The organism is Enterobacter cloacae complex sp. HYC080_NIDB (genome assembly GCF_056673325.1).
This window is the reverse complement of the sequence record NZ_CP114212.1, coordinates 586810-612840: the sequence shown is the minus strand read 5'-3', so window position 1 is coordinate 612840 and position 26031 is coordinate 586810. Positions and strand designations below refer to the sequence as shown.

24 protein-coding genes and 2 tRNA genes are annotated in these 26031 nt (G+C 54.5%); 6 read left to right on the top strand and 20 right to left on the bottom strand.

From position 1 onward, the window contains the following. Positions 1–121: 121 nt before the first annotated feature. Positions 122–640: a type 1 glutamine amidotransferase domain-containing protein gene (locus O1723_RS02925; protein ID WP_248191008.1), complete on the top strand. Its 519-nt coding sequence runs from the start codon at positions 122–124 to the stop codon at positions 638–640. Here the strand turns inward: O1723_RS02925 and O1723_RS02920 are convergent. Beyond that, the gene (locus O1723_RS02920; protein ID WP_023331387.1) at positions 620–1054 is read right to left on the bottom strand and encodes a YhbP family protein; all 435 of its coding nucleotides are present in this window, start codon (positions 1052–1054) and stop codon (positions 620–622) included. The genes O1723_RS02925 and O1723_RS02920 overlap by 21 nt on opposite strands. A 14-nt stretch (positions 1055–1068) precedes the next feature. Here O1723_RS02920 and O1723_RS02915 point away from each other — a divergent pair, with 14 nt between their 5' ends. Further along, a complete protein-coding gene (locus O1723_RS02915) occupies positions 1069–1398 on the top strand; it encodes a GIY-YIG nuclease family protein (RefSeq protein WP_023331388.1) in 330 nt (109 codons plus the stop codon). Here the strand turns inward: O1723_RS02915 and O1723_RS02910 are convergent. Further along, a complete protein-coding gene (locus tag O1723_RS02910; RefSeq protein WP_014885364.1) occupies positions 1385–1888 on the bottom strand; it encodes a GNAT family N-acetyltransferase in 504 nt (167 codons plus the stop codon). The two genes, O1723_RS02915 and O1723_RS02910, sit on opposite strands and share 14 nt — an antisense overlap. Further along, positions 1882–2406: a ubiquinone anaerobic biosynthesis accessory factor UbiT gene (gene ubiT / locus O1723_RS02905; RefSeq protein ID WP_014885365.1), complete on the bottom strand. Its 525-nt coding sequence runs from the start codon at positions 2404–2406 to the stop codon at positions 1882–1884. The genes O1723_RS02910 and ubiT overlap by 7 nt, the downstream gene beginning before the upstream one ends. A 211-nt stretch (positions 2407–2617) precedes the next feature. On the opposite strand from ubiT, the gene ubiU reads away from it, so the two are divergent. The 3 genes from ubiU to O1723_RS02890 all read left to right on the top strand — a co-directional run bounded on the left by ubiU (position 2618) and on the right by O1723_RS02890 (position 5585). Further along, entirely contained in the window at positions 2618–3613 is a 996-nt protein-coding gene (gene ubiU, locus O1723_RS02900) for a ubiquinone anaerobic biosynthesis protein UbiU (protein WP_014885366.1), read from the top strand. A gap of 7 nt (positions 3614–3620) precedes the next feature. After that, positions 3621–4499, top strand: coding sequence for a U32 family peptidase (locus O1723_RS02895; protein WP_248191006.1), 879 nt, complete (start codon positions 3621–3623; stop codon positions 4497–4499). A gap of 78 nt (positions 4500–4577) precedes the next feature. Next, a complete protein-coding gene (locus O1723_RS02890) occupies positions 4578–5585 on the top strand; it encodes a luciferase-like monooxygenase (protein WP_014833426.1) in 1008 nt (335 codons plus the stop codon). 62 nt (positions 5586–5647) lie between these two features. On the opposite strand, the gene mtr is transcribed toward O1723_RS02890, so the two are convergent. From mtr to O1723_RS02830, 12 genes are all read right to left on the bottom strand, one after another. Further along, positions 5648–6892 carry a tryptophan permease gene (mtr, locus tag O1723_RS02885; protein WP_023331390.1) on the bottom strand — a complete coding sequence of 415 codons (1245 nt, stop codon included), beginning with the start codon at positions 6890–6892 and terminating at the stop codon, positions 5648–5650. Between the two features lie 142 nt (positions 6893–7034). Further along, complete coding sequence (locus O1723_RS02880) at positions 7035–8930, bottom strand: DEAD/DEAH family ATP-dependent RNA helicase (protein ID WP_023337856.1); 1896 nt, start codon at positions 8928–8930, stop codon at positions 7035–7037. Then, a complete protein-coding gene (gene yrbN, locus O1723_RS02875) occupies positions 8923–9003 on the bottom strand; it encodes a protein YrbN (protein ID WP_097397692.1) in 81 nt (26 codons plus the stop codon). The genes O1723_RS02880 and yrbN overlap by 8 nt, the downstream gene beginning before the upstream one ends. A 107-nt stretch (positions 9004–9110) precedes the next feature. Next, on the bottom strand, positions 9111–9995 hold the full coding sequence (nlpI, locus tag O1723_RS02870) for a lipoprotein NlpI (protein ID WP_013098912.1): 885 nt from the start codon (positions 9993–9995) through the stop codon (positions 9111–9113). A gap of 109 nt (positions 9996–10104) precedes the next feature. Continuing rightward, positions 10105–12243 carry a polyribonucleotide nucleotidyltransferase gene (gene pnp, locus O1723_RS02865; protein WP_014885370.1) on the bottom strand — a complete coding sequence of 713 codons (2139 nt, stop codon included), beginning with the start codon at positions 12241–12243 and terminating at the stop codon, positions 10105–10107. A gap of 242 nt (positions 12244–12485) precedes the next feature. Further along, positions 12486–12755, bottom strand: coding sequence for a 30S ribosomal protein S15 (gene rpsO / locus O1723_RS02860; RefSeq protein ID WP_003861789.1), 270 nt, complete (start codon positions 12753–12755; stop codon positions 12486–12488). Between the two features lie 154 nt (positions 12756–12909). Beyond that, positions 12910–13860, bottom strand: coding sequence for a tRNA pseudouridine(55) synthase TruB (gene truB, locus O1723_RS02855; protein ID WP_014885371.1), 951 nt, complete (start codon positions 13858–13860; stop codon positions 12910–12912). Beyond that, on the bottom strand, positions 13860–14264 hold the full coding sequence (gene rbfA / locus O1723_RS02850; RefSeq protein ID WP_014885372.1) for a 30S ribosome-binding factor RbfA: 405 nt from the start codon (positions 14262–14264) through the stop codon (positions 13860–13862). The genes truB and rbfA overlap by 1 nt, the downstream gene beginning before the upstream one ends. A gap of 87 nt (positions 14265–14351) precedes the next feature. Then, positions 14352–17039, bottom strand: a complete 2688-nt coding sequence (gene infB, locus O1723_RS02845; RefSeq protein ID WP_014885373.1) for a translation initiation factor IF-2 — start codon at positions 17037–17039, stop codon at positions 14352–14354. Between the two features lie 24 nt (positions 17040–17063). Further along, positions 17064–18566, bottom strand: coding sequence for a transcription termination factor NusA (nusA, locus tag O1723_RS02840; RefSeq protein WP_014885374.1), 1503 nt, complete (start codon positions 18564–18566; stop codon positions 17064–17066). A gap of 28 nt (positions 18567–18594) precedes the next feature. After that, entirely contained in the window at positions 18595–19047 is a 453-nt protein-coding gene (gene rimP, locus O1723_RS02835) for a ribosome maturation factor RimP (RefSeq protein ID WP_014833432.1), read from the bottom strand. A gap of 207 nt (positions 19048–19254) precedes the next feature. Then, positions 19255–19331: transfer RNA gene (locus O1723_RS02830), tRNA-Met, on the bottom strand. Positions 19332–19618: 287 nt separating this feature from the next. Between O1723_RS02830 and argG the strand changes: the two genes are divergently transcribed. Next, complete coding sequence (gene argG, locus O1723_RS02825; RefSeq protein WP_014885375.1) at positions 19619–20965, top strand: argininosuccinate synthase; 1347 nt, start codon at positions 19619–19621, stop codon at positions 20963–20965. A gap of 178 nt (positions 20966–21143) precedes the next feature. Here the strand turns inward: argG and O1723_RS02820 are convergent. The 5 genes from O1723_RS02820 to ftsH all read right to left on the bottom strand — a co-directional run bounded on the left by O1723_RS02820 (position 21144) and on the right by ftsH (position 26007). Further along, positions 21144–21230, bottom strand: a tRNA-Leu gene (locus tag O1723_RS02820). A gap of 9 nt (positions 21231–21239) precedes the next feature. Next, positions 21240–21572 carry a preprotein translocase subunit SecG gene (secG, locus tag O1723_RS02815; RefSeq protein ID WP_003861803.1) on the bottom strand — a complete coding sequence of 111 codons (333 nt, stop codon included), beginning with the start codon at positions 21570–21572 and terminating at the stop codon, positions 21240–21242. A gap of 223 nt (positions 21573–21795) precedes the next feature. Beyond that, a complete protein-coding gene (gene glmM / locus O1723_RS02810) occupies positions 21796–23133 on the bottom strand; it encodes a phosphoglucosamine mutase (RefSeq protein ID WP_014885376.1) in 1338 nt (445 codons plus the stop codon). Further along, on the bottom strand, positions 23126–23974 hold the full coding sequence (gene folP / locus O1723_RS02805; protein WP_014885377.1) for a dihydropteroate synthase: 849 nt from the start codon (positions 23972–23974) through the stop codon (positions 23126–23128). The genes glmM and folP overlap by 8 nt, the downstream gene beginning before the upstream one ends. A 98-nt stretch (positions 23975–24072) precedes the next feature. Beyond that, complete coding sequence (gene ftsH / locus O1723_RS02800) at positions 24073–26007, bottom strand: ATP-dependent zinc metalloprotease FtsH (RefSeq protein ID WP_013098921.1); 1935 nt, start codon at positions 26005–26007, stop codon at positions 24073–24075. Between the last annotated feature and the right edge of the window lie 24 nt (positions 26008–26031).

The following is a 26031-nucleotide window of genomic DNA, read 5'->3' as shown; positions in this document are numbered from 1 at the left end:
CCTTTACAGAATTGTCCGTTTGCGAACTCAGCGTGGTCGACCACACTTAGAAGTCTGTTACAGGTAAGTATTTACCACAAGCGGAGAAAAATCAGTCTGAAGCCAAAACAACGGAGGAAGCATGGGCAAGAAAATCGCAGTCTTGATTACCGACGAGTTTGAAGATTCAGAATTCACCTCTCCTGCAGAGGCATTCCGCAAGGCGGGACATGAGGTCATTACCATTGAGAAAGAAGCGGGCAAAACGGTGAAAGGCTATAAGGGCGAAGCCAGCGTGACCATCGACGAAACCATCGATAACGTCAGCCCGTCTGATTTCGACGCCCTGCTGTTACCCGGCGGCCATTCACCGGATTACCTGCGCGGGGACGAGCGTTTCGTCACTTTCACACGTGACTTTGTCGCTACCGGAAAACCGGTCTTTGCTATCTGTCACGGCCCGCAGCTGCTGATCAGCGCCGACGTGGTCCGCGGACGTAAGCTGACGGCGGTGAAACCGATCGTTATCGATCTGAAAAATGCGGGGGCTGAGTTTTACGATCAGGAAGTGGTCAACGACAAAGACCAGTTGATCACCAGCCGGACCCCGGACGATCTTCCGGCGTTTAACCGGGAAGCGCTACGCCTGCTCGGCGCGTAGCCAGTGAAGCTTCTTGCCAAAGCCCAGCGTGTTGTCGGTAAATTTCAGCTCATCGAGGCGGATTTCCCACACCGGGGCTTTTAGCGCAGCGGCAACCGGGAAGCGGCGCGTGTAGTGCTTACGGCGCGCGTCGCTCTCTTCTCCCTCCAGCCGACGGATCTCTCCTTTGAACTGCACGCCACGGATCAGCGCGACCGTTTTGGGCTGGCCATTTACCGTACCCGCCACCTTCGCCTGCTGGCCGGTCATTTGCGCATGCCGCGTTTTGTCTTCGCTCATGACATAGAAGGCTACACGCTCGGGATCGTAGTAATAAAAGGCGTTCGCGCACCACATCTCTTCGTCTTTACAGACGCACCAGGTGACGACATGCTGCTTCGCCAGCCAGCGGTTAATGGCTGCCAGTGTTTCCATTTTCGCTCTCTCTCATGCTATGGTGCGTTCACCTTAACATACTGAATCTGTTTACCGTGTGCTGGTTTCTCTATCTCGTCCGAACCGCTGATAACGCACTCTACACCGGGATCACTACCGATGTGGCGCGGCGTTTTTTACAACATCAAACGGGGAAAGGGGCAAAAGCGCTGCGGGGGAAAGGTGAACTTCAGCTGGCTTTTTACGCCGCCGTCGGCGACAGGTCGCTGGCGCTCAGGCTGGAATACCGAATTAAACAGCTGACGAAGCGCCAGAAAGAGCGCCTCGTTACCGGAGACGGCTCATTTGAGGCGCTACGCGAAAGCCTGCTCAGAAACGATTGAAGTGATCGTGGTAATCAACCAGGCCACTCACACCGTTCAGGGCATCATCCGCCAGGCGATGTACCTGGAAGGCAGATTCGGTACCCGGCCAGCGGCAGCGCAGATCGTAATGCGCGGCCTGCTCGAAGCCTAAGCGGCCATAAAATGCCGGATCGCCCAGCGTGACCACGGCGGCATAGCCAAACTCATTCAGCGAGTCCAGCCCTTCATACACCAGCTGGCGCGCCAGGCCCTGGCCGCGATAGTTCTCATCGACCGCCAGCGGTGCCATGCCTACCCACTGCAGATCTTCGCCCTGAACAATTACCGGGCTGAAGGCAACATAGCCAACAACCTGACCTTCGTCATCGGTGGCTACCAGCCCTAAAGTAATCAGGCCGTCTTCACGGAGATCGTGGACCAGTTGGGCCTCCGCATCGCTCTCAAAAGCGCGGCGTAACAACGCATCGATACCCGGTGCATCAATCCCAATTTCGACTCGAATCAGCATGGCTCACCTACTGAAGTGTGTTTACTGTCAGGCGGGGTTTTCAGCCCGGCCTCAACGAAATCTGCCATTTGCATCAGCATCACGCGCAGCGCTTTCGGCATCTGCTCCAGCTCAATGGCATCCATTAAATTTTTCACGTACAGACCCAGCTCCGTATCGCCTTCAATGACCAGACGGCGCTGGAAGAATAACGTATCCGGGTCCTGTTTACGCGCGGCGATCATCAGCAGATCGCTGGCACTGGCGCTAAAGCTCACATCCGCCTCGGCGGACTCACGCACAATGAGTTGATCATTCTCAACCGAGGTAAACCAGCGCAGCCCGATGTCACGCACCTCAATGCTCAGCCAGCGGCCTTCCAGAAACTCCAGCTCGCCGTCCTGCAGCGCCTGGCGGAATTGCCAGCTCAGGACCTGCTCGAGCACCTGACGTTTTAGCGCGAACGGCGCCAGTTTCACCGGCACGCTCAGCATTGATGGACCGAATTGTACGAGACGTGAACGCAGTTTATCCAGCACGAGCTTTACTCCCTGATAGCAATAGTCCCGCTATTTTGCCATATCCGACGCACAACATAGCGGCGTAAATCAACAAACCGTCGTCCGGTGACGCTCATTATTGGTGTCATCAATACGCCATTAGCTGCCTTAAATCAAAAATTGTCGCCCAGGGGTTAATTAAAATCCCAGCTCGTTAACAATTTTGCGATCGACTACATCAGGATAATTTATGGAGCTGCTCTGCCCTGCCGGTAACCTACCGGCGCTTAAGGCGGCCATCGAAAATGGGGCCGATGCGGTCTATATCGGGCTGAAAGATGATACCAACGCCCGCCATTTTGCTGGCCTCAACTTTACGGAGAAAAAGCTTCAGGAAGCCGTTAACTTCGTTCACCAGCACCGCCGCAAACTGCATATTGCCATTAATACCTTTGCGCATCCTGACGGCTATGCCCGCTGGCAGCGCGCGGTAGATATGGCCGCACAGCTGGGTGCCGATGCGTTAATCCTGGCCGACCTCGCCATGCTTGAGTATGCGGCAGAACGCTATCCGCATATTGAGCGCCACGTCTCTGTTCAGGCATCAGCCACGAATGAAGAGGCCGTGCGTTTTTATCATCAACACTTTGACGTCGCTCGCGTGGTGCTGCCCCGCGTGCTCTCCATTCATCAGGTTAAGCAACTCGCGCGCGTCACGCCAGTGCCACTGGAAGTTTTTGCCTTTGGCAGCCTGTGCATCATGGCCGAAGGCCGTTGCTACCTTTCTTCTTATTTAACCGGTGAATCACCCAATACCGTTGGGGCCTGCTCTCCTGCCCGCTTTGTCCGCTGGCAACAAACCCCGCAGGGGCTGGAATCACGCCTGAATGAAGTGTTGATTGACCGCTATCAGGACGGCGAAAACGCGGGTTATCCAACGTTATGCAAAGGCCGATATCTGGTTGACGGTGAGCGCTACCACGCGCTGGAAGAGCCTACCAGTCTCAACACGCTGGAGCTGCTGCCGGAACTGCTGGCGGCGAATATTGCCTCGGTAAAAATTGAAGGTCGCCAGCGTAGCCCGGCCTATGTGAGCCAGGTGGCGAAAGTCTGGCGTCAGGCTATCGACCGCTGCATGGCGGACCCGCAAAACTATGCTCCGCAGGCAGCCTGGATGGAGACGCTCGGTTCTATGTCCGAAGGCACGCAAACGACGCTTGGCGCGTATCACCGTAAATGGCAGTGAGATAACCATGAAATATTCATTAGGACCGGTGCTCTACTACTGGCCAAAAGAGACGCTGGAAGATTTTTACCAACAGGCCGCCACCAGCAGCGCTGATGTGATTTATCTCGGTGAAGCCGTGTGCAGCAAGCGCCGCGCCACCAAAGTGGGCGACTGGCTGGAGATGGCGAAAAGTCTCGCCGGAAGCGGTAAACAGGTGGTGCTCTCGACGCTCGCGCTGGTGCAAGCCTCGTCCGAACTGGGTGAACTGAAACACTACGTTGAAAACGGTGAGTTCCTGCTGGAAGCGAGCGACCTGGGCGTGGTGAACATGTGCGCCGAACGTAAGTTACCGTTCGTCGCGGGTCATGCATTGAACTGCTATAACGCCGTCACGCTGCGCCTGCTGCTCAAACAGGGAATGACGCGCTGGTGTATGCCAGTGGAACTCTCCCGCGACTGGCTGGTAAACCTGCTGACGCAGTGTGACGATCTCGGCATTCGCAATCAGTTTGAAGTGGAAGTGCTGAGCTACGGCCATCTTCCGCTGGCTTATTCCGCGCGCTGCTTTACCGCGCGTTCGGAAGATCGCCCGAAAGACGAGTGTGAAACCTGCTGCATCAAGTACCCGAACGGGCGCAGCGTGCTATCCCAGGAAAATCAGCAGGTGTTTGTCCTGAACGGGATCCAGACCATGAGCGGCTATGTCTATAACCTGGGCAACGAACTGGCGTCGATGGACGGCCTGGTGGACATAGTGCGTTTATCCCCTCTGGATACCGGCGTGTTCGCGATGCTGGATGCCTTCCGCGCAAATGAAACCGGCGCAGCTCCGCTGCCGCTAACGGCAAACAGCGACTGTAATGGTTACTGGAAACGCCTGGCCGGGCTGGAACTGCAGGCCTAAAAAAGGCTCACTTTGTTAACAACGGTTATCATTTTTTAATGCAGTATTAAAGATTGACCGTCGACAAAGTGAGCTGTTATGACTGACAAAACCCTTCCGTTTTCGGTGCTGGACCTGGCGCCGATCCCACAAGGCTCCTCGGCCAGAGAAGCCTTTTCGCATTCTCTCGATCTGGCTCAACTGGCTGAAAAGCGTGGCTACCATCGCTACTGGCTGGCCGAGCACCACAACATGGTCGGCATTGCCAGCGCCGCCACCTCGGTCCTGATTGGTTATCTGGCGGCGAACACAACGACATTGCATCTGGGCTCCGGTGGCGTGATGCTGCCGAACCACGCCCCGCTGGTGATTGCCGAGCAGTTTGGCACGCTGAATACCCTCTATCCTGGCCGTATTGATTTGGGGCTGGGTCGTGCGCCGGGTAGCGACCAGCCGACCATGCGCGCCCTGCGTCGCCATATGAGCGGCGATATCGACAACTTCCCGCGCGATGTGGCTGAACTGGTTGACTGGTTTGACGCGCGCGATCCGAACCCGCACGTGCGCCCGGTGCCGGGCTACGGCGAGAAGATCCCGGTGTGGCTGCTGGGTTCAAGTCTTTATAGCGCGCAGCTTGCCGCGCAGCTGGGTCTGCCGTTTGCGTTTGCCTCGCATTTCGCACCGGATATGCTGCATCAGGCTCTGCATCTCTATCGTACGAACTTTAAACCGTCTGAACGTCTGGAGAAACCGTACGCGATGGTGTGTATTAATATCATTGCCGCCGACAGTAATCGCGATGCTGAATTCCTGTTTACCTCCATGCAGCAGGCGTTTGTGAAGCTGCGCCGCGGTGAGACCGGGCAACTTCCACCGCCAGTGGAGAATATGCATCAGCTGTGGTCTGCCTCTGAGCAGTATGGCGTGCAGCAGGCGCTGAGCATGTCGCTGGTGGGGGATAAAGCGAAAGTGCGACACGGTCTGGAAGCGGTGCTGCGTGAAACGCAGGCGGATGAGATTATGGTTAACGGCCAGATTTTCGATCACCAGGCGCGTTTGCATTCGTTTGATTTGGCGATGCAGGTGAAAGAGGAGTTGGTGGGGTAGTTTTTTGCTTTGCTCCCTCTCCCTTTGGGAGAGGGTCGGGGTGAGGGGGCAAGCCGCACGTTTTACTGGTATACCGGCAACAGATTAAAGCTCGACAGTACGTGAACCACCGCGTTACCCACCCCAAACACCAGGATCAGTGCAATCATCGGTTTGCCACCCCAGACGCGGAATTTAGGGCTACCGAAGCGTTTACGTGATTTACGCGCCAGCAGCGCCGGCACAATCGCCGCCCAGATGGTTGCCGCCAGACCCGCATAGCCGATGGCGTACAGGAAACCGTTCGGCCACAGCAGCCCCCCCGCAACGGGCGGCAGGAACGTCAGCAGCGCCGTTTTGAAACGCCCCATCGCGGAATCATCAAAGCCAAACAGATCCGCCAGGTAGTCAAACAGACCCAGCGTCACGCCAAGGAAAGAGCTCGCCACGGCAAAGTTGGAGAAGATCACCAGCAGCAGATCCAGGCTACGGCTGTTCAGCACGCCGCTCAACGCCTGAACCAGCACATCAATGTTACCGCCCTTCTGCGCAATATCGATGAACGCCGGGCGCGGGATGTTGCCCATCGTACCAAGCAGCCAAATCACATACAGGCCCAGCGCCAGCAGCGTACCGTAGACCAGACACTTCACGATGGTGCGTGGATCTTTGCCGTAGTACTTCATCAGGCTCGGCACGTTACCGTGGTAGCCAAACGATGCCAGACAGAACGGCAGCGTCATCAGCAGATACGGGGTGTAGGAAGTATTCACTTCCGCGACATTAAACAGCGTGGCGGGCGTGACGTGCCCCAGCAGGCTACCGAAGGTCAGGAAGAAGGTGATGACCTTTGCGCCCAACACAATCGCCGTCATGCGGCTCACCGCTTTGGTACTCATCCAGACGATAAAGGCCACGCCCAGAGCAAAACACAGACCCGCCAGACGCGCCGGAACATTTAGCGACATCTCAGCAAAGGTGTGGTGCAGTATCGAGCCGCTCGCGGAAATGTACGCGTAGGTCAGAATGTAGAGCACAAACGCGATGGAAAGCCCGTTTACCAGGTTCCAGCCCTTGCCCAGCAGATCTTTGGTGATGGTGTCGAAGCTGGAGCCAATGCGGTAGTTGAGGTTCGCCTCAAGGATCATCAGCCCGGAATGGAGCATACAGAACCAGGTAAAGACCAGCGCCGCCAGCGACCAGAAGAACCACGCACCGGACATGACCACAGGCAGGGAAAACATCCCGGCACCTATAATGGTTCCGCCGATGATCACCACGCCGCCAAGCAGCGAAGGTGACGTTTGGGTGGTGGTTAGTGTCGCCATACAGCCTTTTCTCCAGTCAATTATGCGGTTCTGCATTTTAGTGTGACGCACTGTACCAGTACAAGAGTACAAAGGGAATAAAAAAAGCCCCGATAGCATTTATCGGGGCTGTATATTTTACTTTACGTCAGAAGCGTAAGGCTTACGCGTCACCGAAACGACGACGGCTGGTGCCTTCTTCACGACGTGGGCCACGGTTTTCGCGGCGCTCGCCGGAGAAACGACGACCTTCACCACCGCGACCTTCTGTGCGACCGCCTTCACGACGCTCGCCGCCGAAACTGCGGCCACCGCCACGACGTTCGCCGCCACGGTCAGGACGTGGCTGAGCATCGCCCAGCAGCTGCATGTTCATCGGCTTGTTCAGGATGCGGGTGCGAGTAAAGTGCTGCAGTACTTCACCCGGCATACCTTTTGGCAGCTCGATGGTAGAGTGGGATGCGAACAGCTTGATGTTACCGATGTAACGGCTGCTGATGTCGCCTTCGTTAGCGATAGCGCCAACGATGTGACGAACTTCAACACCATCATCACGGCCCACTTCAATGCGGTACAGTTCCATATCGCCCGCTTCACGGCGTTCACGACGTGGACGGTCTTCACCACCACGCTCTGGACGGTCACCACGTGGGCTACGATCGTTACGGTCGCCACGACGTTCAAAGCGATCGTCACGGTCACGGAATTCACGCTTAGGACGCATTGGCGCATCAGGTGGCACGATCAGAGTACGTTCGCCCTGCGCCATTTTCAGCAGTGCCGCAGCCAGGGTTTCCATGTCCAGCTCTTCGCCTTCAGCCGTAGGCTGAATCTGCGACAGCAGTGCACGGTACTGATCCAGATCGCTGCTTTCCAGCTGCTGCTGTACTTTCGCGGCGAATTTTTCCAGACGGCGTTTGCCCAGCAGTTCTGCGTTTGGCAGTTCAGCTTCTGGAATAGTCAGCTTCATGGTGCGTTCGATGTTACGCAGCAGACGACGCTCGCGGTTCTCAACGAACAGCAGCGCACGGCCCGCACGACCCGCACGACCGGTACGGCCGATACGGTGAACGTAAGACTCGGAATCCATCGGGATGTCGTAGTTAACAACCAGGCTGATACGCTCAACGTCCAGACCACGTGCTGCCACGTCGGTTGCAATCAGGATATCCAGACGACCGTCTTTCAGGCGCTCCAGCGTCTGCTCACGCAGAGCCTGGTTCATGTCACCGTTCAGTGCTGCGCTGTTGTAGCCGTTACGCTCCAGCGCTTCAGCCACTTCCAGGGTCGCGTTTTTGGTACGCACGAAGATAATCGCCGCATCAAAATCTTCCGCTTCCAGGAAACGTACCAGCGCTTCGTTTTTGCGCATGCCGTACACAGACCAGTAGCTCTGGCTGATGTCCGGGCGAGTGGTGACGCTGGACTGAATACGCACTTCCTGAGGATCTTTCATGAAGCGTTTGGTGATACGACGAATCGCCTCTGGCATGGTGGCAGAGAACAGCGCGGTCTGATGACCTTCTGGGATCTGCGCCATGATGGTTTCGACGTCTTCGATGAAGCCCATACGCAGCATTTCATCTGCTTCGTCCAGTACCAGACCGCTCAGTTTAGAGAGATCCAGCGTACCGCGCTTCAGGTGATCCAGCAGACGGCCCGGCGTACCGACAACAATCTGTGGGCCCTGGCGCAGGGCGCGTAACTGCACGTCATAACGCTGGCCACCGTAAAGGGCTACCACGTTTACGCCGCGCATATGTTTAGAGAATTCCGTCATGGCTTCAGCAACCTGAACAGCCAGTTCACGGGTTGGAGCCAGGACAAGGATCTGCGGTGCACGCAGGTCCGGATCGATGTTGTTCAGCAGCGGCAGCGAGAACGCTGCAGTTTTACCGCTACCAGTCTGGGCCATGCCCAGCACGTCACGACCAGAAAGCAGGTGTGGGATACACTCAGCCTGGATCGGAGATGGTTTTTCGTAACCCAGATCGTTAAGGGCTTCAAGGATAGGAGCCTTCAGGCCCAGATCTGCAAAAGTGGTTTCGAATTCAGCCATGTAGTACAAGTGCCTCGATATTAATGGCGGCCAGTCTACTTAGCTCATCGTGAAAATGATTAGCAATTTTCATTGAAAAGTGTGAACCGGCTCAAAGTAGGTGTATTGACGAACAACAACGCCCTCACCAGTTAAGGTGATGGCAATCAAAAGATTACGGGCTGATGTTTATGTCGTCAGCTATTGCTGGTCCGATTCTGCCAGGTCGTCTTGCTCCTGGCCCAAGAGCGATAATTCCAACAATGCATAACGGTGCTCAACGAAGTTGTGTACGTTGTTAGCAACCGCTAATTTGAACAGTGCCGTAGCGCTGTCCTTATCCCCCAGACTTAGGTAGTACTTACCTAAATAGAAGTTGGTTTCACTGAGATGCTCAGCGAGCGAGGTGTTATCCGTTGCGTCCGCCTTGAGGCGTTCCATCAGCGTTGCTTCGCTAATGTTGCCCAGGTAGAACTCGACAATGTTCCATCCCCACTGTTCCTTGTCCGATTTATCGAAGCGCTGTTTCAGGGCCTCTTTTGCCTGCTTCTCATCGAGCTTCTGCTCAACGATGTAAAGCCACAGGCTACGGAAAGGATCATTAGGATCGTCTTGATAAAACGCCAGCAGATCATCTTGCGCTAACTTATCACGACCGCCGTAGTACAATGCGATACCGCGATTCAAGTGCGCGTAGTTGTAAGTTGGATCAAGCTCAAGTACAGAATCAAACGCTTCATAGGCAGCATCAAAATTGCCTGCCTGCGTTAAATAAATGCCTAAGTAATTGAATACTTCAGGCATATCAGGTCGGATAGCCAGCGCTTGTGAAAAATCATTTCGCGCTAATGCCCTCAGACCGAGACTATCATACAACACTCCGCGCTCATATAAAAGCTGTGCGCGTTCGTCATCGGTTAAAGCCCGACTGGCAAGAATTTGTTCCATGCGTGCCAGAATCACTTCCTGCTGCAAAGTCGGTTGCAATGGCACTGCGAGGACTTCGCTCTTACGCCAGGCAGAGTTGCTGCATCCTGCCAGCGTTAAAGCTGTCGCAACGAAACACCAGCGCAAAAAAGGCTTCATTTCCCACTCCCGAAGACAACTATTGGATGAACGTCCTGTCCCCCGGCGGCTTAACAAGGCGTCCTGCCTGATACCAGGCCCTCCGCAATGCGGAGGGCAAATGGCAACCTTACTCGCCTTGCTGTTCAGCAGCCGGAATTTCCGGCGCCGCAGCAGGCTGAGACTGCTCGGTTGCTTCTTTAATGCTCAGACGGATACGGCCCTGGCGGTCAACTTCCAGAACTTTAACCGGTACTTCCTGACCCATCTGCAGGTAATCGGTCACTTTCTCAACGCGCTTGTCAGCGATCTGAGAGATGTGAACCAGACCTTCTTTACCGCCACCGATGGCAACGAACGCGCCAAAGTCAACGATACGGGTCACTTTACCGTTGTAGATACGGCCCACTTCGATTTCAGCGGTGATCTCTTCGATACGACGGATAGCGAATTTCGCTTTCTCGCCGTCGGTTGCTGCGATCTTCACAGTACCGTCATCTTCGATTTCGATGGTGGTGCCCGTCTCTTCGGTCAGCGCACGGATTACGGAACCGCCCTTACCGATAACATCTTTGATCTTGTCTGGATTGATCTTGATGGTGTGGATACGTGGAGCGAACTGAGAAATGTCGCCACGCGGCGCGTTAATCGCCTGTTCCATCACGCCCAGGATGTGCAGACGCGCACCTTTAGCCTGGTTCAGAGCAACCTGCATGATCTCTTTGGTGATACCTTCAATTTTGATATCCATCTGCAGTGCAGAGATACCGTCGCGGGAACCCGCCACTTTGAAGTCCATATCGCCGAGGTGATCTTCGTCACCCAGAATGTCAGACAGAACAACGAAGTTGTCGCCTTCTTTCACCAGGCCCATTGCGATACCCGCAACAGCGGCTTTGATCGGCACGCCTGCATCCATCAGTGCCAGAGAAGCACCACATACGGAAGCCATGGAAGAAGAACCGTTAGATTCGGTGATTTCAGACACCACACGAACGGTGTACGGGAATTTGTCAGCTTCTGGCATCACGGCCAGCACGCCGCGCTTCGCCAGACGACCGTGACCAATTTCACGACGCTTCGGCGAGCCAACCATGCCGGTTTCCCCTACGGAGTACGGAGGGAAGTTGTAGTGGAACAGGAAGTTGTCAGTGCGCTCGCCCATCAGTTCGTCGATGATCTGTGCGTCACGAGCGGTACCCAGGGTCGCGGTGACCAGGGCCTGCGTTTCACCACGGGTAAACAGTGCGGAACCGTGAGTACGTGGCAGTACGCCAGTACGCACATCCAGACCACGGATCATGTCTTTTTCACGGCCATCAATACGCGGCTCGCCGGCCAGTACGCGGCTACGAACAACGTTTTTCTCGATAGCGTGCAGGATTTCGCCAATTTCGTTAGCGTCCAGCGTTTCGTCTTCAGCAACCAGGGTCGCGGTCACTTCAGATTTGATCACATCAACCTGAGCATAGCGCTCCTGTTTGTCGGTGATGCGGTACGCGTCGCTCAGACGAGACTCTGCCAGTGCCGCAACACGTGCGTTCAGCGCGTCGTTTGCTGCTTCTGGCTGCCAGTCCCAACGTGGCTTACCGGCTTCTTTCACCAGGTCGTTGATGTTCTGGATAACAATCTGCTGCTGATCGTGGCCGAAGACCACAGCGCCCAGCATCTGGTCTTCGCTCAGCAGTTCTGCTTCGGATTCAACCATCAGAACCGCCGCTTCAGTACCGGCAACAACCAGGTCCAGCTTACTTTCTTTCAGCTCTTCCTGAGTTGGGTTCAGCACGTACTGGTCATTGATGTAACCCACGCGCGCGGCACCGATTGGGCCATTGAATGGAATACCAGACAGTGACAGGGCAGCAGATGCACCGATCATCGCAACGATGTCCGGGTTAACCTGTGGGTTAACGGAAACTACGGTTGCGATAACCTGTACTTCGTTAACGAAGCCTTCCGGGAACAGCGGACGAACCGGGCGGTCAATCAGACGCGCGATCAGGGTTTCGCCTTCGCTTGGACGGCCTTCACGACGGAAGAAACCACCAGGGATTTTACCGGCAGCGTAGGTACGCTCCTGGTAGTTAACGGTCAGCGGGAAGAAGTCCTGACCTGGTTTAGCTTTTTTCTGGCCCACTACGGTGACGAACACCGCGGTGTCATCCATGCTTACCATAACGGCAGCAGTAGCCTGACGTGCCATCATGCCGGTTTCCAGCGTGACGGTATGTTGACCATACTGGAATTTACGAACGATCGGATTCAGCAAAATTCTGTCCTTTCTTAAATGTATGACAGCACACCACCGGCGTGCTGTCGATTTAACCCGACCTTCTTCGCATCCTCGCGACTAATGACAACCGACACCCCCATGGGTGAAGCCTCTCATTAGCCGCGCGAACCTCTGCAATGAAGATCATTTATAGCAACAATACAATAGTTTCCAGTGAATTGCTGCCGTCTGGTTGAAAAAAGGGGCCATCAGGCCCCCTTTTCTGAAACTCGCAAGACTTAGCGACGCAGACCCAGACGCTCGATCAGCGCGGTGTAACGTGCAACATCTTTACGTTTCAGGTAGTCGAGCAGTTTACGACGCTGAGAAACCATACGCAGCAGACCACGACGGCTGTGGTGATCTTTTTTGTGCTCTGCAAAGTGACCCTGCAGGTGGTTAATCTGTGCAGTCAGCAGAGCAACCTGAACTTCGGTAGAACCGCTGTCGTTAGTACCACGACCAAACTCAGAAACGATTTTAGCTTTAGCTTCAACGCTTAGAGACATTTTAAAACTCCAAAGTATAAAGAATGTAAGGGTGCCGATCTCTAATTCAGCGACCCCATGTACGCCTCGCAGATTGTTAAACAATTTACCAGGCGTTAAGCGGCAATATTCTACTCGTCTCCCCTGCTTATCGCAAGATGAGGCGTTATCACCGTCACGCGTCGACCGGATATTCGACGACCAGACGACGCGGCGCAACGCGCCCTTCGCCATCCATTTCGCCCATGCCGATAAACTTACCGTCGTCACCTTCGGTCACACGCACCAGCCCTTCCAGCGGAGCTTCCGCCGTGCGAACCGGGTTGCCGTTCTTAAAGTAAACGGACGATGTTAAAGGAAGATTAACCACCGGGAAGTCCGCTGCCGGACTGTCCATTGGCATCAGCAAGGGATCCAGCAACGCTGCTGGCGCGATCCCCTGTACTTCCGCCTGTTCAACCAGCTCGCGCAGGTGCTCAAGCGTCACCATCCGCTCAACCGGGTACTTACTCACCGCCAGACGGCGCAGGTAGATAACATGCGCACCGCAACCTAGTTTTTCACCGAGGTCGTCGATGATGGTACGAATGTACGTCCCTTTCGAACAGTGCACTTCCAGCTCCAGCTCATCACCTTCGTGGCGAATAAAGAGCAGCTCATACACGGTTATCGGACGAGCTTCGCGCGGAACGTCAATGCCCTGACGCGCATATTCGTAGAGTTTCTTGCCCTGGTATTTCAGGGCGGAATACATCGACGGCACCTGCATCGTGTCCCCGCGGAAGCTCTCCAGCGCAGCGTCAAGCTGTTCAGCACTGAAGGTCACCGGACGTTCTTCCACGACCTGGCCATCCGCGTCGGAGGTATCCGTGCGCTGGCCGAGCTTCGCGATAACGCGGTAACGCTTATCGGAGTCGAGCAGATACTGGGAAAACTTTGTCGCCTCTCCCAGGCAGATCGGCAGCATACCGGTCGCCAGCGGATCGAGCGCGCCGGTGTGGCCCGCCCGGTTGGCGTTATAAAGACGCTTCACTTTTTGCAGCACGTCGTTGCTGGATGCCCCCTGCGGTTTGTCCAGCAGCAGCACGCCATGCACGTCGCGACCACGACGACGAGGACGACTCATTAGTCCTCCTTGCTGTCGTCCGTCGGGTTAACACGACGTTCGTCGTCATGTTTCACCACGCTGGTCACCAGATTGGACATGCGCATACCTTCTACCAGCGAGTTGTCGTAGAAGAAGGTCAGCTCAGGCACGATACGCAGACGCATCGCTTTGCCGAGCAGAGAGCGGATAAACCCGGAGGCTTCCTGCAGCGCTTTAATGCCGTTCTTCACGGCCGCTTCGTCCTGATCGTTCAGGAAGGTGACGAACACTTTGGCGTAGGCCAGGTCACGGGACATTTCCACGCCGGACACGGTGGTCATCACGCCGATGCGAGGGTCTTTAATTTCGCGTTGCAGGATAAGCGCGATCTCTTTTTGCATTTCCTGCGCCACGCGCTGTGGGCGACCAAATTCTTTCGCCATAATAAATTCTCCAGACAAAAAAGGGGCTTAAGCCCCTTTTGAAATAATTGCCGGATGGCGCTTCGCTAACCCGGCCTACGATCTCAATTAATCGATGCTGCGTTGGATCTCGATGATTTCGAACACTTCGATCATATCGCCAACGCGTACGTCGTTGTAGTTCTTCACACCGATACCACATTCCATGCCGTTACGGACTTCGTTAACGTCATCTTTGAAGCGGCGCAGAGATTCCAGCTCACCTTCGTAGATAACCACGTTGTCACGCAGTACGCGGATTGGGTTGTGACGCTTGATGGTACCTTCGGTAACCATACAGCCCGCGATCGCACCGAATTTCGGTGATTTGAACACGTCACGCACTTCAGCCAGACCGATGATCTGCTGTTTCAGCTCAGGAGACAGCATGCCGCTCATCGCCGCTTTCACTTCGTCGATCAGGTTATAGATGACGGAGTAGTAGCGCAGATCCAGGCTTTCCGCTTCGATCACGCGGCGAGCAGAAGCATCAGCACGCACGTTGAAGCCCACCAGGATGGCGTTGGACGCAGCAGCCAGGGTCGCGTCGGTTTCGGTGATACCACCTACGCCAGAACCGATGATCTTCACTTTCACTTCGTCGGTAGACAGTTTCAGCAAGGAGTCGGAGATCGCTTCCACAGAACCCTGAACGTCAGCTTTCAGCACAACGTTCACTTCGTGAACTTCACCCTCGGTCATGTTAGCAAACATGTTCTCGAGTTTAGATTTCTGCTGACGAGCCAGTTTAACTTCACGGAATTTGCCCTGACGATACAGTGCCACTTCACGCGCTTTCTTCTCGTCACGCACGACGGTCACTTCGTCACCGGCAGCCGGCACACCGGACAGACCGAGGATTTCAACTGGAATGGACGGACCCGCTTCCAGCACTTCCTGACCCAGTTCGTTACGCATCGCACGAACACGACCGTATTCGAAGCCACACAGAACGATATCGCCCTTAAGCAGGGTACCTTCACGAACCAGAACGGTTGCAACCGGGCCACGACCTTTATCCAGGAAGGATTCGATCACCGCACCGCTCGCCATACCTTTACGCACGGCTTTCAGCTCCAGAACTTCAGCCTGCAGCAGGATAGCGTTCAGAAGGTCGTCAATACCGGTACCCGCTTTAGCAGATACTGGGATGAACTGTGCTTCACCGCCCCACTCTTCCGGCATAACGCCATACTGAGACAGTTCGTTTTTAACACGGTCCAGATCGGCTTCTGGCTTATCGATTTTGTTGACTGCAACAACCAGAGGCACCTGCGCCGCTTTCGCGTGCTGGATAGCTTCGATGGTTTGCGGCATTACGCCGTCGTCTGCAGCAACAACCAGCACAACGATATCCGTTGCCTGAGCACCACGAGCACGCATAGACGTAAACGCTGCGTGGCCTGGGGTATCCAAGAAGGTAATCATACCGTTGTCGGTTTCTACGTGGTAAGCACCGATGTGCTGGGTAATACCACCCGCTTCGCCAGAGGCAACTTTCGTAGAACGAATGTAGTCAAGCAGAGAGGTTTTACCGTGGTCAACGTGACCCATAATGGTCACAACCGGTGCACGCGGTTCAGCCGCAGCGCCAGTATCACGGTCGCTCATTACGGCTTCTTCCAGCTCGTTTTCACGACGCAGGATAACTTTGTGGCCCATCTCTTCGGCAACCAGCTGCGCGGTTTCCTGGTCGATAACCTGGTTGATGGTCGCCATTGCGCCCAGCTTCATCATCGCTTTGATGACCTGAGAGCCTTTAACCGCCATCTTGTTCGCCAGTTCGCCAACGGTGATGGTTTCGCCGATCACGACGTCACGGTTAACAGCCTGAGCGGGCTTCTGGAAGCTCTGCTGCAGAGCGGAACCTTTACGCTTGCCACCTTTACCACCGCGAACAGCAGCGCGTGCTTCTTCACGATCGGCTTTGGATTCAGCGTGCTTGTTACCTTTCTTCGCAGGACGCGCAGCTTTTGCATTACGACCACGGCCACGGCCGCCTTCTACTTCACGGTCGTTGTCATCTTCAGCCTGACGTGCGTGCTGAGAAGTGGTGACGTGGTAGTCGCTGGTGTCTTCAGTCGGTTCAACGGTATTCACACCGTTCTTCTCGTTTTCTTCTGCCATACGGCGTGCTTCTTCAGCGACGCGGCGAGCTTCTTCTTCGAGCTTGCGGCGTGCTTCTTCTTCGGCTTTACGCTTCAGTTCGGCAGCTTCATTTTCACGACGGGCTTTTTCAGCCTGGGCAGTTTTGGTCATTTCGTCTGTCTGTTGATTGCTCACTTTGTCTTTTTCCGCAGCGTCACGCTTCACTTTATCACTGGCGTCGCGTTTCGCTTTTTCTGCGGCCTCACGTTCAGCTTTTAATTCTGCCTCGCGTTTGGCGGCAGCTTCCGCCTCACGCTGAGCTTGTTCTTCCGCTTCACGCTGTGCCTGCTCTTCCGCGGCAAGGCGTTCTGCCTCTTGCGGATCACGTTTTACAAAGGTGCGCGTCTTGCGGACTTCAATTTGTACCGATTTACTTTTGCCACCGGTACCAGGAATATTCAACGTGCTGCGCGTTTTGCGCTGCAGCGTTAACTTGTCAGGCGTAGAACCGTGCTCACGGTTCAGGTGCGTTAACAAGGTTTGTTTTTCTTGCGCGGTCACCGAGTCATCAGCGGACTTCGGGATCCCTGCATCAGCAAATTGCTGTACCAGGCGGTCCACGGAGGTCTGAATCTCAGCAGCCAGCGATTTTACAGTTACATCAGTCATGCTGTTCCTTCCTGCTACAGTTTATTACGCTTCGTCGCCGAACCAGCAAATATTACGTGCGGCCATGATGAGTTCGCCGGCTTTCTCGTCGGTTAAACCTTCGATATCAGCCAGGTCATCAACGCCTTGCTCAGCGAGATCTTCCAGCGTACAAACACCACGGGCAGCCAGCTTGAACGCAATCGCACGATCAAGACCTTCCAGATTCAGCAGGTCATCAGCCGGCTTCTTATCGCCAAGGCTTTCTTCCTGAGCCAGTGCCAGGGTGGTCAGTGCGTTTTTAGCGCGTTCACGCAGGGCTTCAACGGTTGGTTCATCCAGACCGTCAATTTCCAGCAGCTCTTTCATTGGCACATAGGCCAGTTCTTCCAGCGTAGAGAAACCTTCCTCAACCAGAACAGTGGCGAAATCTTCGTCAATGTCGAGGTATTTGGTGAAGGTATCGATCGCCGCATGGGCTTCAGCCTGATGCTTGGCCTGCAGGTCGTCAACGGTCATTACGTTGAGTTCCCAGCCGCTCAGCTGTGACGCCAGACGTACGTTCTGACCGTTACGGCCAATCGCCTGCGCCAGGTTGCCCGCTTCAACAGCGATATCCATGGTGTGTTTGTCTTCGTCAACAACGATAGACGCCACATCTGCCGGAGCCATTGCGTTGATCACGAATTGCGCCGGGTTGTCATCCCACAGAACGATATCAATACGTTCGCCGCCCAGCTCGGTAGATACCGCCTGAACACGCGCACCACGCATACCGACGCAAGCACCGACCGGGTCGATACGCTTGTCGTTCGTTTTCACCGCAATTTTCGCACGGGAGCCCGGATCGCGAGCCGCCGCTTTGATTTCGATGACTTCTTCACCGATTTCCGGTACTTCGATACGGAACAGTTCAACCAGCATTTCCGGTTTAGAACGGGTCACGAACAGTTGAGCACCACGCGCTTCAGGACGCACGGCGTACAGCACACCACGGATACGGTCGCCCGGGCGGAAGTTTTCACGCGGCAGCATGTCTTCACGCAGGATCACCGCTTCAGCGTTACCCGGCATCCCTTCGGATTTGATCTCCAGAGAGATGTTGTCGCGGTTTACTTTCTTCACCACGCCGGTAATGATTTCGCCTTCCTGATCGCGGAACTGGTCAACCACCAGTGCGCGCTCGGCTTCGCGCACTTTCTGCACGATAACCTGTTTCGCGGTCTGGGTAGTGATACGGTCAAAGGTGACAGATTCAATCTGATCTTCAACGTAGTCACCCACGTTCAGACTTTCGTCTTCAAAACGTGCCGCTTCCAGCGTGATCTCTTTGGTCGGCTGGGTCACTTCTTCAACAATTACCCAACGACGGAATGTATCGAAGTCACCGCTTTTACGATCGATTTCTACGCGAACATCGATCTCTTGTTCGTATTTTTTCTTGGTTGCTGTAGCCAGTGCACTTTCCAGCGCTTCGAAAATCTTCTCACGCGGCAGTGATTTCTCGTTGGAGACGGCTTCAACAACAGCCAAAATTTCTTTGTTCATCGCGGGCTTTTCACCTCAATCCAGACTGTTAAAAGTGGGGAACCAGGTTCGCCTTCTGGATATTACTCAGCGCGAACACTTCATCTTTGCCTTCGACTGTCACCGTGATCATTTCACCATCAACGGCTTTGATAATTCCCTGCCATTTACGGCGGTTCTGTACGGCCATACGCAGAACGAGAGCCACTTCTTCACCGGTAAAGCGCACATAGTGCTCGGCCGTGAACATCGGACGATCGAGGCCAGGTGAGGAAACTTCCAGGTTGTACGCAACGGTAATTGGGTCTTCAACATCAAGAACCGCACTCACCTGGTGGCTGACATCAGCACAATCATCAACATTGATGCCATCTTCACTATCAATATAGATGCGCAGCGTCGATGTACGGCCGCGAACGAATTCGATGCCGACCAGTTCGTAGCCCAGTGCTTCGACCGGTGCAGTAATCATCTCTGTTAATTTTTGCTCTAATGTGGACAAGCCCACCCCCAAGACATAAAAAAAGGGCGTAAAGCCCAGTTATTCTGTAGTCAGATAACAAAAAACCCCGATAAATCGGGGCTTTAGATAACTGAACCCTATAGCCACAACTGTGGCCTGGAGCACTCTCCGAAAGAATTTTTTCAAATCCAGCTACGAAGGCTCTGAGTCTTCACAGTATATTTGAAAAAGAACTTTATGGGAAAGTGGTTGCGGGGGCCGGATTTGAACCGACGACCTTCGGGTTATGAGCCCGACGAGCTACCAGGCTGCTCCACCCCGCGCCTGAAACGTGGCAAATTCTACGCGTTTTGGACAGAATTTGCAAATAATGCTGGGATTTGGTACCGAAGACGGGACGTAAAATCGGCGTTTAGTATATTGATAGTTGACCCCACCTGTCAACCCAACTTCCATCAGACGAAACAGACCAAATTTTTTACAAAAAACGCACGAGTCTCTTCCGGTATTCGATAAAAGATGATTAAATGAATACTCACTTATTTTGCATAAAAATGCACAAGAGAGCGAAAGCGGTCTCTAATCAGTCAATCAAGCAGGGTTTTATTCTATGACGACGATTCTCAAGCATCTTCCGGTAGGACAACGTATTGGCATCGCTTTCTCAGGCGGCCTGGATACCAGCGCTGCACTGCTGTGGATGCGCCAGAAGGGAGCGGTTCCGTATGCATATACTGCGAACCTGGGTCAGCCGGATGAGGACGACTACGATGCTATTCCTCGTCGCGCGAAAGAGTATGGCGCAGAAAACGCGCGCCTGATTGACTGCCGTAAGCAACTCGTCGCAGAAGGTATTGCGGCTATTCAGTGTGGTGCGTTCCATAACACCACCGGCGGTCTGACCTATTTCAACACCACTCCACTGGGTCGCGCCGTTACCGGCACGATGCTGGTTGCCGCGATGAAAGAAGATGGCGTGAACATCTGGGGTGACGGCAGCACCTATAAAGGTAACGATATCGAACGTTTCTATCGTTATGGCCTGCTGACCAACGCCGAGCTGCAGATCTACAAACCCTGGCTGGATACCGACTTCATCGACGAGCTGGGTGGCCGTCATGAAATGTCCGAGTTTATGATTGCCTGCGGCTTTGACTACAAGATGTCCGTTGAGAAAGCCTACTCCACCGACTCCAACATGCTGGGTGCGACGCACGAAGCGAAGGACCTGGAATTCCTGAACTCCAGCGTGAAGATCGTTAACCCAATCATGGGCGTGAAATTCTGGGATGAGAACGTGAAGATCGCGGCAGAAGAGGTGACCGTACGTTTCGAGCGTGGTCATCCGGTTGCCCTGAACGGTAAAACCTTCTCTGACGACGTAGAGCTGATGCTGGAAGCGAACCGCATTGGCGGCCGTCACGGTCTGGGCATGAGCGACCAGATTGAGAACCGTATTATCGAAGCGAAAAGCCGTGGCATTTATGAAGCACCGGGGATGGCGCTGCTGCATATCGCTTATGAGCGTCTGCTGACCGGGATCCACAACGAAGACACCATTGAGCAATATCACTCTCATGGTCGTCAGCTGGGTAAACTGCTGTATCAGGGTCGCTGGTTCGATCCGCAGGCGCTGATGCTGCGTGATGCGCTGCAGCGCTGGGTGGCGAGTGCCATTACCGGTGAGGTCACTCTGGAACTGCGTCGCGGTAACGACTACTCCATCCTGAACACCGTGTCTGACAACCTGACCTATAAAGCAGAGCGTCTGACCATGGAGAAAGGTGAGTCGGTGTTCTCGCCAGATGACCGTATTGGTCAGCTGACCATGCGTAACCTGGACATCACCGATACCCGTGAAAAGCTGTTCAACTATGTTGAGAATGGTCTGCTCTCCGCAAGCTCCGGTAACGGCCTGCCGCAGGTGGAAAACCTGGAGCACAGCGATAAGAAGTAATCGCTATTCAGAAATGCAGAAGGCACTCTTAGGGTGCCTTTTTTATGCCCTTTTGTAGGGCGGGTAAGCGCAGCGCCACCCGCCATTTTGCCCGGTGGCGCTGCGCTTACCGGGCCTACGAAAACAAAAAGTACAGACGAAAAAAAAGACGTCTTTCGACGTCTTTCTTCTGGAATATTGGTACCGAGGATGGGACTCGAACCCACAAGCCCGTTAGGGCACTACCACCTCAAGGTAGCGTGTCTACCAATTCCACCACCTCGGTACGGAATACTTACTGCGGGATATCGCTGGTTGGCTTCGCCGGTGCAGCTGGCTGAGTCTGCTCAGTTTTCGCTGGCGCGCTCAGGTTTTCCCACTCGCTTCCTTTACTGGTCTTGTTGCTGTTGATATTGCCCAGCACCAGACTGATGATGAAGAACAGCGTAGCCAGAATCGCTGTCGTACGGGTCATGAAGTTCGCAGAACCACTTGAACCGAACAGCGTACCGGAAGCGCCTGCTCCGAAGGAGGCTCCCATATCAGCGCCTTTACCTTGCTGCAGCATAATCAGCGCTACGAGAGCGATGGCTACAATAAGGAAAATAACTAAAAGAGCTTCGTACATAATCAACCTGTTCCTTGCGGATTTGCCGCATACCAATGCTTCGACCAATTAGCAGGATTTTTGTTTCCCACTGAAGCGGGTGTGAATACTAACCAAAGCGAATGGCCTTCGCAAGGGCATTTTTGAGCCATTGTATCAACTGCGGAAAAAAACAGCAAAAAGCCATTAATTGCTTAAAACAAAGGCGACAAAAGTCGCCTTTTTAAACAGTTAGCGTGCAAGTTTATGCAGCTTTAACGGCATCAGCAATACGGTGGGCAAATTCAGTCACCTGCGCTTCATCCTCACCTTCCACCATAACGCGAATCAGTGGTTCAGTTCCGGACTTACGCAGCAGCACGCGGCCACGGCTTCCCAGCGCCGCTTCAACGTCAGCCATTACCGCTTTCACATTGTCATTTTCCAGCGGATCGCCTTTACCTGCCGTGAAACGCACGTTCACCAGGATCTGCGGGAACATTTTCATGCCGCTGCAGAGATCGTGCAGGCTCATATGGTTACGGGCCATCGCTGCGACGACCTGAAGCGCAGCCACGATGCCGTCACCGGTGGTGGTTTTGTCGAGCAGGATCACGTGGCCTGAGTTTTCTGCGCCAATGCGCCAGCCTTTCTCCTGAAGCTTCTCCAGCACGTAACGGTCACCCACTTTCGCGCGAACAAACGGGATACCCAGCTGTTTCAGCGCCAGCTCCAGACCCATGTTACTCATCAGCGTGCCGACGGCACCACCGCGCAGTTGACCCTGACGCAGCCCTTCGCGGGCGATGATGTAGAGGATCTGATCGCCATCAACCTTGTTGCCTTCGTGGTCGACCATGATCACGCGATCGCCGTCGCCATCCAGCGCAATACCCAGGTCGGCCTTCTCTGCCAGCACGCGCGCCTGCAGGGCACGCACGTCCGTCGCGCCAACCTGCTCGTTAATGTTCAGACCATCCGGCTCGCAGCCAATGGTGATCACTTTGGCGCCCAGCTCGCGGAATACGTTTGGCGCAATGTGGTAGGTCGCACCGTTGGCGCAGTCCACCACAATTTTAAGGTGGGCAAGGCTCAGTTCGTTCGGGAAGGTGCCTTTGCAAAACTCAATATAGCGACCCGCGGCATCGACGATACGGTTTGCTTTACCCAGCTCTGCGGAGTCCACGCAGGTGATCTCTTTTTCCATTTCGGCTTCAATGGCTTCTTCCACTTCATCCGGCAACTTGGTGCCATCAATGGAGAAGAACTTGATGCCGTTGTCATAGAACGGGTTATGGGAGGCCGAAATCACAATTCCCGCTTCCGCGCGGAAGGTACGGGTCAGATACGCAACAGCAGGCGTTGGCATTGGGCCAGTAAAGGAAGCTGACAGCCCGGCGGCTGCAAGTCCGGCTTCCAGCGCCGATTCCAGCATATAACCTGAAATACGGGTATCTTTACCAATAATGATCTTACGGGAGCCATGACGTGCGAGTACCTTGCCAGCAGCCCAGCCAAGCTTAAGGACAAAATCAGGCGTGATAGGCGCATCGCCGACACGCCCACGGATACCATCGGTCCCAAAATATTTACGATTACTCATAGCGTTTGTTTTCCTTCGCTGCCAGTGTGGCTTCCACCACGCGCATGGCTTCTACTGTTTCTTTGACGTCATGGACACGAATAATATGCGCGCCTTGCATCGCCGCAATGACCGCGCAGGCCAGACTACCACTCAGGCGCTCGCTCGGCCCTACGTTAAGCAATTGGCCAATCATCGATTTTCTCGACATCCCCACCAGCAGCGGCAGGCCGAAGTGATGGAATTCCGATAAGCGCGCAAGCAGTGCATAGTTGTGGGAGAGATTTTTACCGAAACCGAACCCCGGGTCGAGCAGCAATTTCTCTTTTGGGATGCCTGCACGCTCACAGCGTTCAATATGCTCAATAAAGAAGCGATTCACATCAGCAAAGACATCGTCATACTTCGGCGCCTCCTGCATGGTTTTCGGCTGCCCCTGCATGTGCATCAGGCACACAGGCAACCCTGTCTCAGCAGCGGCTTCGATTGCACCGGGTTCAGTCAGCGAGCGGATATCATTAATAATGTGAGCACCCACTCTCGCCACTTCACGAATCACTTCTGGTTTGGAGGTATCGACGGAGATCCATACCTCAAAACGTTGTGCGATTGCCTCAACGACCGGCACCACGCGCGCCAGCTCTTCTTCCACCGACACATCCGCTGCCCCTGGGCGCGTCGATTCACCGCCGACATCAATGATGGTAGCACCTGCGTTGATCATTAAATTCGCGTGCTTAACCGCGTCGATAAGCGTGTTGTGCGTGCCGCCGTCAGAGAAGGAGTCAGGGGTAACATTCAGGATACCCATCACATGAGGATGTGAGAGATCGAGATGCGAGTCCTGGGCGAAGAGTTTCATGGCTAAATCCCTGGTATCAATATGGTTAAATGAAAAAGAAAAACCCCGGAGCAAGCTCCAGGGTTTGAGATACAGACAAACGCTTCAACAGCAGTGACTTACTTGTCGCCCAACTGTTCTGACATGGTGTTGCCCGGGTTCGGCGTACGCGGTTCATCGACCGGACGCGGCGCACGCGGGGTGCCATTGTTGTCAGAATTGTTGGAAGCACCTGGGTCTTCCCAGCCTGCTGGCGGACGCACTTCGCGGCGAGCCATCAGGTCGTCAATCTGCGGTGCATCGATGGTCTCATATTTCATGAGCGCATCTTTCATCGAATGCAGGATGTCCATATTGTCGTTCAGGATCTGACGCGCGCGACCGTAGTTACGTTCAATCAGCGCTTTCACTTCCTGGTCGATGATACGAGCCGTCTCATCGGACATATGTTTCGCTTTTGCCACGGAGCGGCCCAGGAATACTTCACCCTCTTCCTCTGCATAAAGCAGCGGACCGAGTTTGTCGGAGAAGCCCCACTGAGTGACCATGTTACGTGCCAGGTTTGTCGCCACTTTAATGTCGTTCGACGCACCGGTAGAAACATGTTCCGGCCCGTAGATGATCTCTTCCGCCAGACGACCACCGTACAGGGTTGAAATCTGGCTTTCCAGTTTCTGACGGCTGGCGCTGATCGCGTCGCCTTCAGGCAGGAAGAAGGTCACACCCAGCGCACGACCGCGCGGAATAATCGTCACTTTGTGTACCGGATCGTGCTCCGGTACCAGGCGGCCGATAATCGCGTGACCGGCTTCGTGATATGCCGTGGACTCTTTCTGCGCTTCCGTCATCACCATGGAGCGACGTTCCGCACCCATCATGATTTTGTCTTTCGCTTTCTCGAACTCCACCATGGACACCACGCGCTTGTTACCGCGAGCGGCGAACAGAGCAGCTTCGTTGACCAGGTTAGCCAGATCCGCACCGGAGAAGCCCGGGGTACCACGCGCAATAATTGCCGCGTCGATATCTGGCGCCAGCGGTACGCGACGCATGTGCACTTTCAGAATCTGTTCACGACCACGAACATCTGGCAGACCGACCACAACCTGACGGTCGAAACGGCCTGGACGCAGCAGCGCCGGGTCAAGTACGTCCGGACGGTTAGTTGCGGCGATAACGATAATACCTTCGTTACCTTCGAAGCCGTCCATCTCAACCAGCATCTGGTTCAGGGTCTGTTCACGTTCATCGTGACCACCGCCCAGGCCCGCGCCACGCTGGCGGCCTACGGCGTCGATTTCATCGATGAAGATAATGCATGGTGCTGCCTTCTTAGCCTGCTCGAACATGTCACGCACACGAGATGCACCGACACCCACGAACATTTCGACGAAGTCAGAACCTGAAATAGTAAAGAACGGTACCTTCGCTTCACCTGCGATAGCTTTCGCCAGCAGGGTTTTACCGGTACCCGGAGGGCCGACCATCAGCACGCCTTTCGGGATCTTACCGCCCAGTTTCTGGAAACGGCTCGGCTCACGCAGGTATTCAACCAGTTCACCGACTTCTTCTTTCGCTTCGTCACAACCGGCAACGTCAGCGAACGTAGTCTTGATCTGGTCTTCCGTCAGCATACGCGCCTTGCTCTTACCGAACGACATGGCACCTTTGCCACCGCCGCCCTGCATCTGGCGCATAAAGAAGATCCAGACGCCGATAAGAAGCAGCATCGGGAACCAGGAAATGAAGATTGAAGCCAACAGGCTTGGTTCTTCTGGCGGCTCGCCTACCACTTTGACGTTTTTGGTCAGAAGGTTATCAAGCAGCTTAGGATCGTTCACCGGGATGTAAGTCGTGTAACGGTTACTATCTTTCTTGGTAACGTTGATCTCACGTCCGTTGATACGCGCTTCGCGAACCTGGTCCTGATTGACCTCCTGCAGGAAGGTAGAATAATCCACCTTGCGGCCATTCGACTCGCTGGGCCCAAAGCTCTGGAATACTGACATCAGCACAACGGCAATGACCAGCCAGAGTATTAGGTTTTTCGCCATGTCACTCAAGGGATTAACCTCATA